The sequence below is a fragment of the Marinobacterium iners DSM 11526 genome, from assembly GCF_900107855.1.
Classification (GTDB): domain Bacteria; phylum Pseudomonadota; class Gammaproteobacteria; order Pseudomonadales; family Balneatricaceae; genus Marinobacterium; species Marinobacterium iners.
Window position 1 is genome coordinate 164511 of sequence record NZ_FNRJ01000003.1, and the last position, 16218, is coordinate 180728.

The 16218-nt window shown below is 55.6% G+C and carries 13 protein-coding genes; 2 read left to right on the forward strand and 11 right to left on the reverse strand.

Annotated features, from left to right (window positions below; translation table 11 throughout):
* The first annotated feature begins 35 nt into the window (after window positions 1–35).
* A complete protein-coding gene (locus tag BLV48_RS05450; RefSeq protein WP_091824284.1) occupies window positions 36–1103 on the forward strand; it encodes a 3-deoxy-7-phosphoheptulonate synthase in 1068 nt (355 codons plus the stop codon).
* Window positions 1104–1124: 21 nt separating this feature from the next.
* Here the strand turns inward: BLV48_RS05450 and BLV48_RS05455 are convergent, their stop codons facing one another.
* The 7 genes from BLV48_RS05455 to BLV48_RS05485 all read right to left on the reverse strand — a co-directional run bounded on the left by BLV48_RS05455 (window position 1125) and on the right by BLV48_RS05485 (window position 10532).
* On the reverse strand, window positions 1125–2432 hold the full coding sequence (locus BLV48_RS05455; protein ID WP_175527590.1) for a diguanylate cyclase domain-containing protein: 1308 nt from the start codon (window positions 2430–2432) through the stop codon (window positions 1125–1127).
* A 198-nt stretch (window positions 2433–2630) separates the two neighbouring features.
* On the reverse strand, window positions 2631–3809 hold the full coding sequence (prpF, locus tag BLV48_RS05460) for a 2-methylaconitate cis-trans isomerase PrpF (protein WP_091824290.1): 1179 nt from the start codon (window positions 3807–3809) through the stop codon (window positions 2631–2633).
* Between the two features lie 231 nt (window positions 3810–4040).
* A complete protein-coding gene (gene acnD, locus BLV48_RS05465; protein ID WP_091824553.1) occupies window positions 4041–6653 on the reverse strand; it encodes a Fe/S-dependent 2-methylisocitrate dehydratase AcnD in 2613 nt (870 codons plus the stop codon).
* Window positions 6654–6741: 88 nt separating this feature from the next.
* Window positions 6742–7872, reverse strand: coding sequence for a bifunctional 2-methylcitrate synthase/citrate synthase (prpC, locus tag BLV48_RS05470; RefSeq protein WP_091824293.1), 1131 nt, complete (start codon window positions 7870–7872; stop codon window positions 6742–6744).
* Between the two features lie 54 nt (window positions 7873–7926).
* Window positions 7927–8820 carry a methylisocitrate lyase gene (gene prpB, locus BLV48_RS05475; RefSeq protein ID WP_091824296.1) on the reverse strand — a complete coding sequence of 298 codons (894 nt, stop codon included), beginning with the start codon at window positions 8818–8820 and terminating at the stop codon, window positions 7927–7929.
* Entirely contained in the window at window positions 8813–9535 is a 723-nt protein-coding gene (locus tag BLV48_RS05480) for a GntR family transcriptional regulator (protein WP_091824299.1), read from the reverse strand. Before BLV48_RS05480 ends, prpB begins: the two co-directional genes overlap by 8 nt.
* A 130-nt stretch (window positions 9536–9665) precedes the next feature.
* On the reverse strand, window positions 9666–10532 hold the full coding sequence (locus BLV48_RS05485; RefSeq protein ID WP_091824301.1) for an alpha/beta fold hydrolase: 867 nt from the start codon (window positions 10530–10532) through the stop codon (window positions 9666–9668).
* A gap of 106 nt (window positions 10533–10638) precedes the next feature.
* On the opposite strand from BLV48_RS05485, the gene pabB reads away from it, so the two are divergent.
* Window positions 10639–12018, forward strand: a complete 1380-nt coding sequence (gene pabB / locus BLV48_RS05490) for an aminodeoxychorismate synthase component I (protein WP_091824304.1) — start codon at window positions 10639–10641, stop codon at window positions 12016–12018.
* 33 nt (window positions 12019–12051) lie between these two features.
* On the opposite strand, the gene BLV48_RS05495 is transcribed toward pabB, so the two are convergent.
* The 4 genes from BLV48_RS05495 to BLV48_RS05510 all read right to left on the reverse strand — a co-directional run bounded on the left by BLV48_RS05495 (window position 12052) and on the right by BLV48_RS05510 (window position 16214).
* Window positions 12052–13287, reverse strand: coding sequence for a peptidoglycan DD-metalloendopeptidase family protein (locus tag BLV48_RS05495; protein WP_242530164.1), 1236 nt, complete (start codon window positions 13285–13287; stop codon window positions 12052–12054).
* 43 nt (window positions 13288–13330) lie between these two features.
* Complete coding sequence (gene thrH, locus BLV48_RS05500) at window positions 13331–13948, reverse strand: bifunctional phosphoserine phosphatase/homoserine phosphotransferase ThrH (RefSeq protein ID WP_091824308.1); 618 nt, start codon at window positions 13946–13948, stop codon at window positions 13331–13333.
* Between the two features lie 97 nt (window positions 13949–14045).
* On the reverse strand, window positions 14046–15020 hold the full coding sequence (gene cysB, locus BLV48_RS05505) for an HTH-type transcriptional regulator CysB (protein ID WP_091824311.1): 975 nt from the start codon (window positions 15018–15020) through the stop codon (window positions 14046–14048).
* Window positions 15021–15107: 87 nt separating this feature from the next.
* Complete coding sequence (locus BLV48_RS05510) at window positions 15108–16214, reverse strand: DNA-binding protein (RefSeq protein ID WP_175527591.1); 1107 nt, start codon at window positions 16212–16214, stop codon at window positions 15108–15110.
* Window positions 16215–16218 lie beyond the last annotated feature (4 nt).

Genomic DNA, 16218 nt, shown 5'->3' on the forward strand with positions numbered 1-16218 from the left:
ATTTTCAGCATTCCAGCCGCTGTCAGGACTTAACGATGACCGATACACGTGTAGAAGACCTTAATATTGAATCCAACACCCCTCTGGTAACGCCGGAAGAGCTCAAGGCTCGTCTGCCCTTGACGGAAACCGCTGCCGCCAGCGTGATGCAGGGCCGCCAGGTAATCAAAGACATACTCGATCGCAAGGACAATCGCCTGTTTATGGTCGTTGGCCCCTGCTCGATCCATGACCCTGAAGCAGCTCTGGAGTATGGCCGCCGTCTCAAGGTGCTGGCCGAAGAGGTCAAGGATACTCTGTATCTGGTTATGCGTGTCTACTTTGAAAAACCTCGCACCACCGTGGGCTGGAAAGGCCTGATCAACGACCCACACATGAACGACTCCTTTGATATCGAGGAAGGACTCCATATTGGTCGAAAGTTGCTGCTGGATCTGGCTGAAATGGGCCTGCCGCTGGCAACAGAAGCTCTGGACCCCAACAGCCCTCAGTATATGCAGGACTTGATCAGCTGGTCCGCCATTGGCGCCCGTACCACTGAATCTCAGACCCACCGCGAGATGTCATCCGGTCTCTCCTGTGCCGTGGGGTTCAAGAACGGTACCGATGGCGGTCTGGATGTGGCGGTAAATGCCATGAAGTCGGTCAGCCATCCTCACAGCTTTCTAGGCATGAATGGCGGCGGCCAGGTATCGATCGTGCGTACCCGTGGCAACCGTTATGGACATGTCGTACTGCGCGGCGGCGATGGCAAGCCCAACTATGATTCTGTCAGTGTAAAACTGTGTGAGCAGGCGCTGGAAAAAGCCGGACAGAAAGCCAACATCATGATCGACTGCAGTCATGCCAACTCCAGCAAGGACCCGGCACTGCAGCCGCTGGTGGCAGACAACGTGGCCAACCAGATTCTGGAAGGCAACCAGTCAATTGTTGGCCTGATGATCGAAAGCAACCTGGAGTGGGGCAACCAGTCCATTCCTCAGGATCTGTCTGAGCTGAAGTATGGCGTATCCGTTACTGATGCCTGCATCGACTGGAAAACCACCGAAGACAGCCTGCGCACCATGAACGAGAAACTCAAACCGGTCCTTAGCCAACGCTGAGTATATCTCTCCCGCCAGAGTTCAGCTCTGGCGGGCCCGTTTTTCCTGTTTACGCTCGTACATCCGGCTGTCAGCCAAATTGATCACGGCCTCCACATTATTCACATCCTGCGGGAACACCGCGCAGCCCACACTGGCCGAAATCTGCAACGAATGACCCTCAATCATAAATGGCCGGTCCATCATCGCCTCAAGCTTCGATGCTATAGCCGATGCATCACCGGCATTGACCCCCGGCTGAAGCAAAATGAATTCATCGCCCCCGTTGCGGGCCAGCGTATCGGACTGTCGGACACTTTGACTCAACCGGTTGGCCGCTTCGATCAATAGCTGATCACCCACATGGTGACCGAACCGGTCATTCACCTGCTTGAATCGGTTCAGATCGACAAAGAAAAGTGCAAACCCCTGCCCTGTGCGTGAGTACAATTGGGCAAGGTACTCTGCACGCCCCAGCAGCAGCCGTCGATTGGCCAGACCGGTGAGCGGGTCGGATACAGACTGCTCGTGGGCAAAGCGATAAAGGCGGAACAGCAACAGAAACAGGCCTGCCAGAATCATGATCAGCAACCATGCGGCAAGTCGGATAACAATAACAGGCGTTGAAACACCCGGGCTTGAGCGCGCAGCCATTATCCAGCTGCCGTTGGGGAAATGAACCGTCATTTCAACTACAGGGTCTTCAAACACCTTGGCAAGCCCAAAAAACACCGCGCCTTTGGCACCAAAACCATCTCGCCCCCTGATCGCTATATCAAAGCCCTCAACATGAGCACTCACCCTGGCCTGCTCAAGCAGACGTGGGAAATCTATAACGATGGATGCCAGCCCCCAGTAGCGCTTCTTTCCGTCATCCATGAAATAAACAGGGCTGCGAGCAACAATGCCGACCCCGCCCTGTTTCAGCTCGAAAGGTCCTGCCAGGTTCAACTTTCCGCTTGAAATGGCACGTTCAACAGCCGGCCATTGCTCAGGTGTGTTGCGGTAATCAAGCCCCAGGGCCTGCTCATTACCTTCAAGCGGATAAACAAAACGCATCACGTTATCAGGCGCCAAACCGATATTGCGCACAAGCGTCGAATCGTGAGCCACTTCAGCCGCCAGCTCACGCCAGCGATCAGGGTCATAGGCAGGCTGAACAGCCACGTAGCTTATCAGTCCTCGGGAGAGATAAAGGACAGAATTGATTTCGCTTTCTAGCTGCGCTCGCATCTGTGCCAGAATCGCTGTTGCTTCGATGGTCCTGACCTGAGCCACCCGCTGTTCCGCCATTCGGACAACATATTCCGTCACCGCCAGCCCGGCAATGACCAGGAGGAGTGCAGCCAAAAAAACAACTCGACTGGAAATGGGTTTGTGGGGACGATGCAGGGGTGGCATGACCAATCCATGTACTGCTGGTTTAGAAGTCTGATTGTACGCCAGTCAAGCAAATACTGTCTCGCTTAAGCTTATATTCATCCAATAATAAAACGCCCGCGCTGTAAAAGGCGGGCGTTGTTGTATCAGATCACAGTGAAATGGCTGCTAGAAGGTATCGCCCGGAATTCTAACCCAGCCTTCCATCAACACTCGGGCACTGCGGCTCATGACCGCTTTGGTGGCCGTCCATTCACCGTTAACCTGTTCAGCTGCGGCACCCACTCGCAGGGTACCGGACGGATGGCCGAAGGTCACAGCGTCTCGGTCAACACCGCCGGCAGCCAGGTTAACCAGCGTGCCGGGTACGGCTGCAGCGGTGGCAATTGCAACAGATGCGGTGCCCATCATGGCATGATGCAGCTTGCCCATGGAGAGCGCACGCACACATACATCAATATCGCTGGCCTTGATCTGCTTGCCGCTGGAAGCTTCATAATCGGTCGCCGGTGCCACAAAAGCGATCTTCGGAGTATGCTGGCGGGCAACGGCCTCTTCGATATCCTTGATCAGGCCCATCTTGACTGCACCATAGGCACGCATGGTCTCAAACCGGGCCAGTGCCTCGGCATCGCCATTGATGTCTTTCTGCAGTTCGGTACCGGAGTAACCGATATCGGCCGCGTTGACGAAGATGGTGGGGATGCCGGCATTGATCATACTGGCCTTGAAGGTACCCACTCCCGGTACTTCCAGCTCATCGACCACGTTACCGGTCGGGAACATGGAGCCTTCGCCATCGGCGGGGTCCATGAACTCGATCACTACCTCGGCTGCCGGGAAAGTCACGCCATCCAGCTCAAAATCACCGGTTTCCTGTACCTCACCGTTGGTGATCGGCACATGGGCGATAATGGTTTTCTGGATGTTCTTCTGCCAGATGCGCACGGTGCAGATACCGTTTTCCGGCACGCGCTCAGGGTCAACCAGCCCTTTGCTAATGGCAAAAGCCCCCACCGCAGCGGTCAAGTTGCCACAGTTGCCGGACCAGTCGACGAACGCCTTGTTGATCGCGACCTGTCCGAACAAATAGTCCACGTCGTGATCGGGCTGTTCACTTTTGGCCAGAATGACGGTTTTGGAGGTGCTGGACGTAGCACCGCCCATGCCGTCAATCTGCTGGCCGTAGGGATCGGGGCTGCCAATAACGCGTTGCAGGATCTTGTCACGGGCTTCGCCCGGTACCTGAGCTGCTTCAGGCAGGTCGGTCAGGTTGAAGAAAACACCCTTGGAGGTACCGCCACGGATATAAGTGGCCGGAATTTTAATCTGGGGAACACTGGACATTGAGATGCTCCAAAATAAGTCGGTTGCCGGGCTTGGAATACTGTCGAGAGACGAGAACGAATGGCGGGGTGTGGCTGCAACGGACCGTGTGGCGCCAAGGATGGCGCCATCGAGCCCCCATGGATGGGTTTACGGCGTGTCCGTTGCAGTTACATCCCGGCACGGATTCAATATCAAGTCCGGGAAATGCGCGGGCCATCAAAATGACCCGAGCGGTTACAGAGTCCGGAATCAGGCAGCGCCTTCCGCTTCCAGGAACTCCTTGGCAAAGCGCTGCAGCACACCACCGGCCTTGTAGGTTTCCACTTCGGCAGCGGTATCCAGACGACAGATCACCGGCACTTCAACGCTTTCGCCGTTGCGACGGTTGATCACCAGCGTCAGGGTGGCACCCGGTGCGATCTCGCCTTTCACATCGTAGGTTTCGGTACCATCGATGCCGTAGGTGTGACGGGTTTCGCCTTCACGGAACTGCAGCGGCAACACACCCATGCCCACGAGGTTGGTACGGTGAATACGCTCGAAGCCTTCGGCCACAATCGCTTCAACACCCGCCAGACGCACGCCCTTGGCCGCCCAGTCACGGGACGAGCCCTGACCGTAGTCAGCACCGGCAACGATGATCAGGTTCTGCTTGCGCTGCATGTAGGCTTCAATCACTTCCCACATCCGCATGACTTTGCCTTCAGGCTCAACACGCGCCAGCGATCCTTGCTTGACCTCACCGTCGACGATGGCCATCTCGTTGATCAGTTTCGGGTTGGCAAAGGTTGCACGCTGCGCCGTCAGGTGGTCGCCACGGTGCGTTGCGTATGAGTTGAAGTCCTCCTCCGGCACTCCCATCTTGTGCAGGTATTCACCAGCCGCACTGTCCATCATGATGGCGTTGGAGGGTGACAAGTGGTCGGTGGTGATGTTGTCAGGCAACACCGCCAACGGACGCATACCAGTCAGGGTACGCTCACCGGCCAGCGCACCTTCCCAGTACGGCGGGCGGCGAATGTATGTGGACATCTCACGCCAGTCATAGAGCGGGCTTTCTGCTTCTTCAACTTTGCCCAGATCGAACATCGGAATGTAGACCTGCTTGAACTGCTCAGGCTTCACCGCTTTGGCTACAATCGCATCGATCTCTTCGTCCGACGGCCACAGATCCTTCAGGGTGATCGGGTTACCATCCTTGTCGGTGCCCAGCGCATCTTTCTCGATATCGAAGCGAACGGTACCGGCAATGGCGTAGGCCACAACCAGCGGCGGAGACGCCAGGAACGCCTGCTTGGCGTATGGGTGAATGCGACCATCGAAGTTACGGTTACCGGACAGAACAGCAGTCGCGTACAGATCGCGATCGATGATCTCCTGCTGGATCTTCGGATCCAGTGCACCGGACATGCCGTTACAGGTGGTGCAGGCATAGGCCACGATACCGAAGCCCAGCTTTTCCAGTTCCGACAGCAATCCAGCCTCTTCCAGGTACAGACGAGCCACTTTGGAGCCCGGTGCAAAAGAAGACTTCACCCAAGGCTTGCGGATCAGACCCAGCTCGTTGGCTTTCTTGGCCAGCAGGCCGGCTGCCACCACGTTACGCGGGTTAGACGTGTTGGTACATGACGTAATTGCCGCAATGATCACAGCGCCGTCCGGCAGCTTGCCTTCAGCCTCTTCAGCACGGGCTGCCGCTAGCTTGTCTTCATCGGCAATGCCACGCTCGTGCAGAGCAGCGGTCGGGAGGCGACGGTGCGGGTTGGACGGACCGGCCAGGTTGCGTTCAACTGTAGACAGATCAAAGCTCAGCACACGCTCGTACTGGGCGGTTTTCAGGTCATCAGCCCAAAGACCGGTTTCCTTGGCATACTGTTCCACCAGGGCTACCTGTTCAGGCTCACGTCCAGTCAGCTTCAGATAATCGATAGTCTGTCCATCGATGTAGAACATCGCCGCAGTGGCACCGTATTCCGGTGTCATGTTGGAGATGGTGGCACGGTCACCGATAGTCAGGCTGTCAGCACCTTCACCGAAGAACTCCAGGTAGGCCCCAACCACACGTTCCTTACGCAGGAATTCGGTGATAGCCAGTACGATATCGGTTGCGGTGATGCCCGGCTTGCGTTTGCCGGTCAGTTCGACGCCGACGATATCCGGCAGGCGCATCATGGACGGGTGACCCAGCATTACAGTTTCGGCTTCCAGGCCACCCACACCGATGGCGATGACGCCCAACGCGTCCACGTGCGGGGTGTGGGAGTCGGTACCTACACAGGTATCCGGGAAGGCAACACCATCACGGGCCTGAATCACCGGGGACATCTTCTCCAGGTTGATCTGGTGCATGATGCCGTTACCGGCCGGGATCACATCCACGTTCTTGAATGCGGTTTTGGTCCATTCGATGAAGTGGAAGCGGTCTTCATTGCGACGGTCTTCGATGGCGCGGTTCTTCTCGAACGCGTCCGGATCGAAGCCGGCTGCCTCAACGGCCAGCGAGTGGTCAACGATCAACTGGGTCGGTACAACCGGGTTGACCTTGGCAGGATCACCGCCCTTCTCGGCAATGGCATCACGCAGACCGGCCAGATCAACCAATGCTGTCTGACCCAGAATGTCGTGGCAAACCACGCGCGCCGGATACCAGGGAAAATCCAGGTCGCGCTTGCGCTCAATCAGCTGCTTCAGTGAATCGGTCAGTGCTTCGGGCTCACAGCGGCGCACCAGCTGTTCGGCCAGTACACGCGAGGTATATGGCAGAGTGGCGTAAGCACCCGGTGCAATGGCATCGACCGCCGCGCGGGTGTCGAAATAGTCCAGACCGGTGCCCGCAAGTGATTTACGGTATTGAGTGTTCATATGACTGGTGTCCATCGATGTATTCAGGGGCATATGGCAGCGGCTGCGGATGCAGACCGCTGCAACCAGGGACGATCAGACAGCCCGATCAGGGACGGTCTTTGATCGCAACCCATTCGGCCGACTCGGGACCTGTGTAGTCAGCGGACGGACGGATAATGCGGTTATTGGCACGCTGCTCCATCACATGCGCTGTCCAGCCGGCTACACGCGAACACACGAAGATCGGCGTGAACAGCTCGGTCGGGATACCCATGAAGTGATAGGCAGACGCGTGGAAGAAGTCGGCGTTACAGAACAGTTTCTTCTCGCGCCACATAACCGCTTCAACACGCTCGGAAACCGGGTACAGCACGGTATCACCCACCTGCTCGGCCAGTTTCTGTGACCACTCCTTGATGATGGCGTTACGCGGATCGGAGTCACGGTAGATCGCATGACCGAAGCCCATGATCTTGTCCTTGCGGGCTAGCATGCCCATGATCGCCTCTTCCGCTTCGTCAGCCGATTTCCAGTTCTCGATCATCGCCATGGCAGCTTCGTTGGCACCACCGTGCAGCGGGCCACGCAGAGAGCCGATAGCTGCAGTTACACAGCTGTGGATGTCAGACAGGGTGGAGGCACATACACGAGCGGTAAAGGTGGACGCGTTAAACTCATGCTCAGCGTAGAGGATCAGGGATGCATGCATCACCTTGACGTGCAGAGGCTCGGGCTTCTTGTCGTGCAGAGTCCAGAGGAAGTGTTCGCCAATGGAGTCGGCGTCGGTCTCGGTGTTGATACGCTTGCCGTGGTGCGCAAAGTTGTACCAGTAGTTGATGATCGACGGGAAAGCAGCCAGCATGCGGTCGATATGATCGTGCTGCTCGGAGAAATCCTGCTCGGTTTCCAGATTCCCCAACATTGAACAACCGGTGCGCATCACATCCATCGGGTGCGCATCCTTGGGGATCTGCTCCAGCACGGTTTTCAGTGCATCCGGCAAACCACGCATACCCTTCAGTTTCGCCTTGTAGCCGTCGAGTTCTGCCTGGTTCGGCAGTTTTCCGTACAGCAGCAGATAAGCCACTTCTTCAAACTGGGCCTTGTCAGCCAGCTCCTTGATGTCATAGCCGCGGTAGGTCAGGCCGGCACCGCTTTTACCAACGGTACACAGAGCGGTTTCACCAGCGGACTGTCCACGCAGACCGGCACCGCCGAGTTTCTTTGCTTCTGCCATCTGTCTCTCCTTCAATCTGTTGTCGGGAGGTCAGACCTCCCGATACCGTGATTCTTATTTGTTTTTGCCTTCTTTGAACAGCGCATCCAGCTTCTGCTCAAAGTCGTGGTAGTTGAGGAAATCGTACAGTTCCATGCGGGTCTGCATGGTGTCGACAACCGCTTTCTGGTCGCCATCTTTCAGCAGGTGTTCGTATACATTCAGTGCAGCCTTGTTGGCGGCACGGAAGGCTGACAGCGGGTACAGCACCATAGTGGCACCAGCCTCACCCAGCTCTTTCTTGTTGAACAGCGGCGTGGCACCAAACTCGGTGATGTTCGCCAGCAAGTGAGAACCGTTGATGCCGTTGGAGAAGGCACGGTAGTCATCCAGCGTGTGTACGGCTTCGGCAAAAATCGCATCGGCACCGGCTTCCAGGCAGGCCTGGGCACGCTCAACAGCGGCACTCAGCCCTTCCATTTGGAACGCATCAGTACGTGCCATGATGAAGAAATCATCATCGGTACGGGCATCAACGGCTGCCTTGACACGATCAACCATCTCTTCAAGGGATACGATCTCCTTGTTGGGACGGTGGCCACAGCGCTTCTGCGCAACTTGGTCTTCGATATGAACGGCCGCAGCGCCACCCTTGATCATCTCTTTTACGGTACGGGCGATGTTGAATGCTCCACCCCAGCCGGTATCGATATCGACCACCAGTGGTGTATCGACGGCACTGGTGATGCGACATACATCTTCCAGCACATCGTTCATTGAGGTCATGCCCAGATCAGGCAGGCCGTAAGAAGCGTTGGCAACACCACCACCGGACAGGTAGATCGCCTGGTGTCCCACTCGTGTAGCCATCATTGCATTGTAAGCGTTGACGGTACCAACGATCTGCAGCGGCTGGTTCTCAGCCAGCGCTTTACGGAAGCGCGCACCCGCAGTCATTTTCTCAGCCATGTTTATCCCCTTCAGGTTTGGTCACTGTATCCAGTTTGTCTTCGATGTTGCGGCGTGCGGCACTGATATGACGACGCATCAGCATCTCGGCCAGCTCCTCATCTCGTGCCTCGATTGCATCGATAATCTGACGATGCTCCTTGAGGGCACGCTTGGGGCGCGAGCTGGACACACTGAATTGATAACGGTACATACGTACCAGGTGGTACAGGTCGTCACCCAGAAGCTCCAGCAGTTTGGAGTTCTTGCTGCCCTGTACAATTCGGTAATGGAAATCGAGATCACCCTCCTTCTGAAAGTAGGAGCGGCCTTCGCGTTGCTCAATGGAGGCTTCATGCTCATCCAGCAGGCGCTTCAGACTCTTGATCTCGGCATCGGTCATGTTCTTGGCGGCCTGTCGGCATGCCATGCCTTCCAGCGCTTCGCGAACGCGGTAAATTTCGATCAACTCGTGGGCACTCAGCTTAACCACTCGAGCCCCTACATGCGCCTTGCGCTCAACCAGACGCCAGCCTTCAAGGCGGCGAATGGCTTCGCGCAACGGGCCGCGGCTGATACCATAGGTTCTGGCCAGCTCGGGCTCGCTGATCTTGTGGCCGGGCGGAATTTCACCCTTCACAATGGCCGTCACGATCTGGCGGCACACTCGGTCAGCCAGCGTACGGGCTTCCGGTTCAAGCGGCACCACTTTCGGATACCCGATTTCTTCACTCACGTCAGCTACAACCCCTGATCAAGATTGTCGACAATATTTTCAGAAGCAACGATACCCATGCCAAAAAGGGGCGTCAACCTGATCTGGCTGAAAAATTGTCAACATCAGACAAAAGTCTAGGGGCTTTCCCTCAGCATTCGCGTACGTAGCGTTCGAGTTCCGCATTCATAATGCGGGCGATCTGTCGTGGCTTCTGGAACGGCAATGAATGATCGGTTCCTGGCACCATAAAGTAGTGCCAATTGGGCATCTGTTCAGCCAGAGTCAAATGCAGCTGATGCATCAACTCCACACTCAACCCTCCGATAAAGCTGCTCACATCCCCTTGAGATGCCAGTAGCGCATCACGGTCGATACTGTTGATGGCAGCCGTTACGGCGTCCAATGCATGAGCAAAGCCCAGCGGCCGACGCGCCAATCGACTGACTGCAACCGATTCTGTTTGCGCACTTGCCTTGCGATTCGGTGAAATAGTGTCGAGGAATTGACGTATCCCCTGCTCCCGGTCATCAGAGCGCAAATGCACGGCCGCGCTCGAATAGCGCTGTCGCAACTCAATGGTGCTGACCCAGTCGGGCCGATCCAGCACAGCCGACTCCAGTAAAAACTGTTTGCCGACACGATCTGGGTAACGCTGCTTGAGCAGCATGCTCACGAGCCCACCCAGGGAATAGCCTCCCAGGTCGAACTGCCACCACCCAAGCTGGTCGAGTAGCGCAGACATGTCACTGACCAAAGTCTGCACGCTAAAGGGGTACTCGCCCCCATCCGGGAATTCACTTTGCCCTGCGCCGCGCAGATCCGGCACGAGGATCTCCTGCCAGTGCTCAAGAAAGGCGGTCAGCATGTGCCAGGTGTCTTCACCTGCCACACCCGCACCATGGATCAAAAGCAGTTTGCGGCCATTGTGCAGGACTGGGTTGCGGTACAGACGGTAATGAAGGTGCTGATCCGGCAGTACCAGTTGATGCTCACTGATGACGGAGGGGTGTTTCATGCTGAACTCCTGACTACACAATGAAGCAATTATACCCATGTGCGGCAACGGACTCGCCCCCCGCCGGGGACAGGAGTAAAATGAGCTTTTTGCGTGAGGATCAAGGGTGATTCAATATCAGTCGCTACCCTATCCGCTGGATGCACACCGGATCTTCGAGATCATGCGTGATCTTGGCGAACCTGTCCTGCTTGACAGTTCACACCCCGTCGCTCACTGCGGACGCTACGATATCATTTCGGCCGCTCCCGACCTCGTAGTCCGCTTTGGCCCCGAGGGTCTGCAGATAAATCGAAACGATATCGCCCTCGACACCAAGGAAGACGACCCCTTTGCTTGCCTTGAGAATCTGCTTGCAGAGATTGAAATACCCACGACAGATCCGGATATACCGTTCAATGGCGGCTTTATCGGCACCTTCAGCTATGATCTGGGACGCGCGCTTGAGCAGCTGCCCAGCAAGGCTCAGGCTGATATCAATTTCCCATGGCTGCGGGTCGGCCGTTATCTCTGGGCTGTTGTCATTGACCATCAGTTGCAGCGCAGCTGCCTGATGCACCACCCCAAAGTGAATGAGACCAGCCTGCAACAGGTCCAGCAGCGGCTCGCGCAGAATCTCACGACGGACAGCGTGCGGCAGGCACACCCGTTTGTACTCACAACTGCGTTTGTCAGCAATATGGACCGTGCAACCTATGGCCAGGCACTGAATCGGATTGATGACTACATCCATGCGGGTGACTGCTATCAGATCAATTTTACCCAGCGCTTCTCCGCCACCTGCAGCGGTGACCCTTGGTTGGCATATCGCGCCCTGCGTAAAACTGCCCCCACTCCCTTCGCCGCCTTCCTTGAGTCGAACGACGGTACGATTCTGTCACTTTCGCCCGAGCGTTTCCTTGAGGCTTCTCGTGAAGGCAAGGTTGAAACACGCCCCATCAAGGGTACACGACCGCGTGCAACCAACACAGACGAAGACCAGTATCTGGCACAGCAACTGCTGCAGTCGCCCAAGGACCGTGCTGAAAACCTGATGATCGTAGACTTGCTACGCAACGATTTGAGCAAAAGCTGCCTGCCTGGCAGTGTAAACGTGCCCGAGCTGTTCAGCATCGAGCACTATCCGAATGTGCACCACATGGTCAGCAGCGTTTGCGGTATATTGAGACCAGGTGTGACTGCAGTTCAGCTGCTGAGAGACTGCTTTCCGGGCGGCTCAATCACCGGCGCCCCCAAGATTCGCGCCATGGAGATCATCGATGAGCTGGAACCTCAGCGCCGTTCCATTTACTGCGGCTCGATTGGCTACATCAGCGCCTGCGGTACAATGGATACCAGCATTACCATTCGGACGCTACTGGTACAGAAAGACAGGATTTATTGCTGGGCGGGGGGAGGAATTGTCGCCGATTCGGATATCGACGACGAATATCAGGAATCCTATAACAAGGTCAACAACCTGCTGCAGACCCTGGAACAACTGTAAAGCCGTTTGAGTAATGGAAACGGGAGAAAGCGGTTAGCTCTCCCCCATCTGTGCCAAGATGCGATTGCGCAGCTCGTTAAACGCCACACGATCCTTGTCACCCACAGCCTCGGCAACAGGGATCGGTGCACGCATGGCATCAACCGGACGGCCGCTGATATGCAGCTCATAATGTAAGTGCGCTCCGGTAGAGCGACCCGAGTTGCCTGACAGGGCGATTTTCTGCCCCCGACTCACAGTCTGCCCTTTGCTGACCAGCGACTTGCTCAGATGCAGGTATCGGGTACGATACTTTTGACCGTGCTCAATCACGATATACAACCCCGCGTAGGGGTGGTTCTGCACCCGTGTTACCACACCATCCCCGGTTGCCAGAATGGGGGTGCCGATCGGAGTCGCGAAGTCGGTACCGTTGTGAGGTCTAACACGCCCCGTGACAGGATGCTTGCGATTGGGGTTGAAGGGCGAACTGAGACGAAACTTGCGCTCAGTGGGATAGCGCATGAATGCCCGCGCCAGACTCTCGCCATTCAGATCATAGTAGTGGCCATCAAACATGAAAGCGGTCAATTCACGCGCACGGTTGATAATCCGCAGCCCTTCCAGTCGTGAGTTGCCTGTCGGCTCGCCATTCACGAACTGCTCGGCACGCACGACTTGAAACAGGTCGCCTGCACGGAGGTCGCGCCGGAAATTGATCTTGTCTTGCAGCAGGTTTGAGATGCGCTGAACCTCAAGCGCATTGAGCCCTGCATTTTTGGCAGCCACATAGAAGCTGCCGTTGATTTCGCCCGCGATGAGCTCTTCTTTCCACTCGCCTTCAAGCAAATTCTCGTGATATTCAAACGTTTCATCACCAACACGGCTGAACACCACCTGGTGGGCCGGGCTGAAGATCAGTTCCAGCTTGCTCAGCGCTCCCTCATTGAGCCAGAACGCCAACTGATCACCAGGCTTGAGTGTATCCAGAGCAAGAATCGAAACATCACTTTCGAGTACCTGATACATATGTTTCTGGGGTATACCCAGCATCTCAAAGATGGTACTGAGAGTATCACCAGGCTCAATGGTATAGACAAAGTCAGCCGGCTCAAGATCCTTCACCTCTTCAGCATCTGCAGAAGAAAGGTCGGATACTTCAGGCACCGACAACCGCAGTTCAAGTGGAGCTGACAGTGGTTGATAGGACAGCAGACCGGCTGCTACCAGGGATACAGGCACCGCAACACCGAGGGCCAGAAGCAGGCGTTTGGGTCTTATCATCTTCATGCTCTTATCCTCTGTTGTAGCATCCGCTGCTGTCGCCGAGTCATTAGACAGTCAGGTTACGTACGCTGGCATCAACAAAAGCCTGCTTCAGGTCTTCGTAGGTATGTACAGCCGGGAATTGCGGGAACTCAGCGATGACATTATCCGGTGCGTGGAACAGGATACCGGACTCAGCCTGCGTCAGCATGGTCGTATCATTGTAGGAATCACCGGTTGCGATCACACGATAGTTCAGCAGCTGAAATGCACGTACAGACTGGCGCTTCGGGTCGCGTTGGCGCAACGTGTAGTCGGTGATGCGCCCTTCATCATTCACTTCCAGCTTGTGGCAAAGCAGAGCCGGGTAGCCAAGCTGCTTCATCAACGGAGCAGCAAACTCATAGAAAGTATCTGACAGGATCACCACCTGGAAGCGCTCCCGTAGCCAATCGATAAACTCACGGGCTCCTTCAAGTGGAGTCAGACGGCTGATGGTGTCCTGTATCTGAGGCAGGGTCAGGCCATGCTCATCCAGAATGCGAAGACGCTGCTTCATCAGTACGTCGTAATCCGGGATATCCCGGGTGGTGGCTTTAAGTTCCTCGATACCGGTTTCTTCAGCAAATGCAATCCAGATTTCGGGAATCAATACACCTTCAAGGTCAAGACAAGCCAGTTCCACGCGGGACGCCTCCAGTCAGTTAATAAATTGCTCCACAATTTACCCTGTCATTCAGAGGCTTTCAATGCTCAAGGCCTGTTACAGCGGGCTTTTACGCTTAATGCTCAGGCAGATTGAGGCCTTCAAACAGCGCATCAACCTCATGCCGGTTGCTGCACGCCTGTACCTGACGTACCAGATCAGGTGTCAAATGAGGTGCAAAGGTTTGAATGAAGTCGTACATGTAGCCACGCAGGAAAGTCCCTTTGCGGAAGCCGATGCGGGTGATGCTGTGCTCAAACAGATGGCTCGCATCGAGCGCGACCAGGCCTTCATCTTTGCCTTCCTCAAATGCCATGGTGGCGATGATGCCAACCCCAAGACCCAGACGTACATAGGTTTTAATTACATCCGAATCAACGGCGGTCAGCACCACCTTGGGCTCCAGGCCGCGATTGCTGAAAGCCTCGTCCAGTTTTGAGCGACCGGTAAAACCGAATACATAGGTAATCAACGGCCATTCGGAGAGTGCTTCAAGCGTCAGCTCCGGCAGCTCTGTCAGAGGATGCCCTTTTGGTACGACAACAGATCGATTCCAGCGGTAACAAGGCATCATAATCAGATCACTGAAGTGGGACATGGCTTCAGTTGCAATGGCAAAATCAGCCGTGCCGTCAGCAGCCATCTCAGAGATCTGCATAGGCGTGCCCTGGTGAATATGCAGGGACACATCAGGGTAGATTTTGATGAAATCGTGGATGGTATCCGGCAGCGCGTATCGAGCCTGCGTATGAGTGGTTGCTATTTCCAGCTTGCCCTTTTTCTCGTCACTGAACTCCTGAGCAACCTGGCGAATTGCATCACACTTCTGCAGCACTTCTCCCGCAATGGCAAGAATCGCTTCGCCAGCGGGGGTTACACGGGTCAGATGCTTGCCACTGCGCGCAAACACTTCGACCCCGAGCTCGTCCTCAAGCAGTCGAATTTGCTTGCTTATGCCCGGCTGTGATGTGTACAGGCTTTGTGCCGTTGCCGAGACGTTGAGATCGTGATGAGCAACCTCCCAGATGTAACGCAGCTGCTGCAGCTTCATCGAAAAACCCTTGGAGTTATTAGATATTTGTTTAATATAACACTATAGAATAATGAAGAAAATCCCCTTAAACACAAGGGTTATCTTTCAGGCGCGATTTTTCAAGCGTTTGTTTTCCTCTTCCAGCCCCGCCACTCGTTTCTCCAGTGTTCCTGCACGCCCTTGAGCCTGGAGCAGCTGTTCTTCTTTTTCTTTAAGCAGGCCGCGAAGCTGATTCTCGCGACGGCCGCTCTCGCTGTTAAGGCCAACCTGCTTCTGGTTCAGTCGCTGCAATTCCTCTTCAAGCTGCCGTACACGTTCTTCGAGACGCTTGCTGCGGTTCGTCTCGGTAAGAAGCTGCGAATTGAGCTGCGCGAAGTCTCGCTGCTGCTGAACATCCTGCGCCTTCAGTTTGCGCAGTTCCTCATCCTGACTTTTGATTTGAGTTGTCTGGGTTTCCACTTTGACATCGCGTCGTGCCAGCAGCCCCTGAAGCTCATGTATTTCTCGGGTCAGCTCACCTTCTCTGCGCCCTGATTCATCACGCAGTTTTTCAAGCGCGTTGCGATAGTAGCGGGTATCAACTTCAGCCTTGGCAACCGTTTCCAGTCCGTGTCGCTGCTCGTCACGAATACGTTGATCAAATACACGCTTGGCATCTTCGTGTGCCTTGCGAAGGTGCGCCAACTCCTGGTCGGCATTGGAGCGCAGCTGCTCTTCCTTTTTTCGCAATGTCGTTTCGTTACCCAGGTTCTGACGCAGTACCTGAATTTCCGCTTCCAATGCCTGAGTCTGCTCACGCGCCTGGTCGAGCTTGACTCCCTGTTCTCGGTAACGGGCTTCCAGCTCCCCTACTTCACCTTGAGTACGGCGCAAGGCGTCGTCACAGGCACGCTGTGCCTGATCCAGTGAAGGATCCGGGCGCTGCATCTGCAGGCTTAGTTCGGTGTGGGCTTCCTGTACCGCCTGGTGCCAAATTCTACTGAACGTCTGTTTCATCACATCCGGCATATCGGGGATGTGAGGACTGGTATCACTAAGACGTACACGCGCTGGAAGTAACTGCCACCACTCAATCAGCCCCGTGTTAATTGTCTGTACCGCGTTGCACTGTTCCCCCAGGTCAATTTTCAGACGCTCCGGGGTGGGCGCTTCACCCGCCAGAAGACAACGATCGGCAGCAGCAAAAAGAGCCGCTTTCAGTTCTTTATCCATACTC

Excerpts from the sequence above, each read along its gene's own strand:
- BLV48_RS05450 (WP_091824284.1), top strand. The coding sequence starts at position 36 with ATGACCGATACACGTGTAGAAGACCTTAATATTGAATCCAACACCCCT.
- prpF (WP_091824290.1), bottom strand. The coding sequence starts at position 3,809 with ATGTCCAGTGTTCCCCAGATTAAAATTCCGGCCACTTATATCCGTGGC.
- acnD (WP_091824553.1), bottom strand. The coding sequence starts at position 6,653 with ATGAACACTCAATACCGTAAATCACTTGCGGGCACCGGTCTGGACTAT.
- prpC (WP_091824293.1), bottom strand. The coding sequence starts at position 7,872 with ATGGCAGAAGCAAAGAAACTCGGCGGTGCCGGTCTGCGTGGACAGTCC.
- prpB (WP_091824296.1), bottom strand. The coding sequence starts at position 8,820 with ATGGCTGAGAAAATGACTGCGGGTGCGCGCTTCCGTAAAGCGCTGGCT.
- BLV48_RS05485 (WP_091824301.1), bottom strand. The coding sequence starts at position 10,532 with ATGAAACACCCCTCCGTCATCAGTGAGCATCAACTGGTACTGCCGGAT.
- BLV48_RS05495 (WP_242530164.1), bottom strand. The coding sequence starts at position 13,287 with ATGAAGATGATAAGACCCAAACGCCTGCTTCTGGCCCTCGGTGTTGCG.
- cysB (WP_091824311.1), bottom strand. The coding sequence starts at position 15,020 with ATGAAGCTGCAGCAGCTGCGTTACATCTGGGAGGTTGCTCATCACGAT.
- BLV48_RS05510 (WP_175527591.1), bottom strand. The coding sequence starts at position 16,214 with ATGGATAAAGAACTGAAAGCGGCTCTTTTTGCTGCTGCCGATCGTTGT.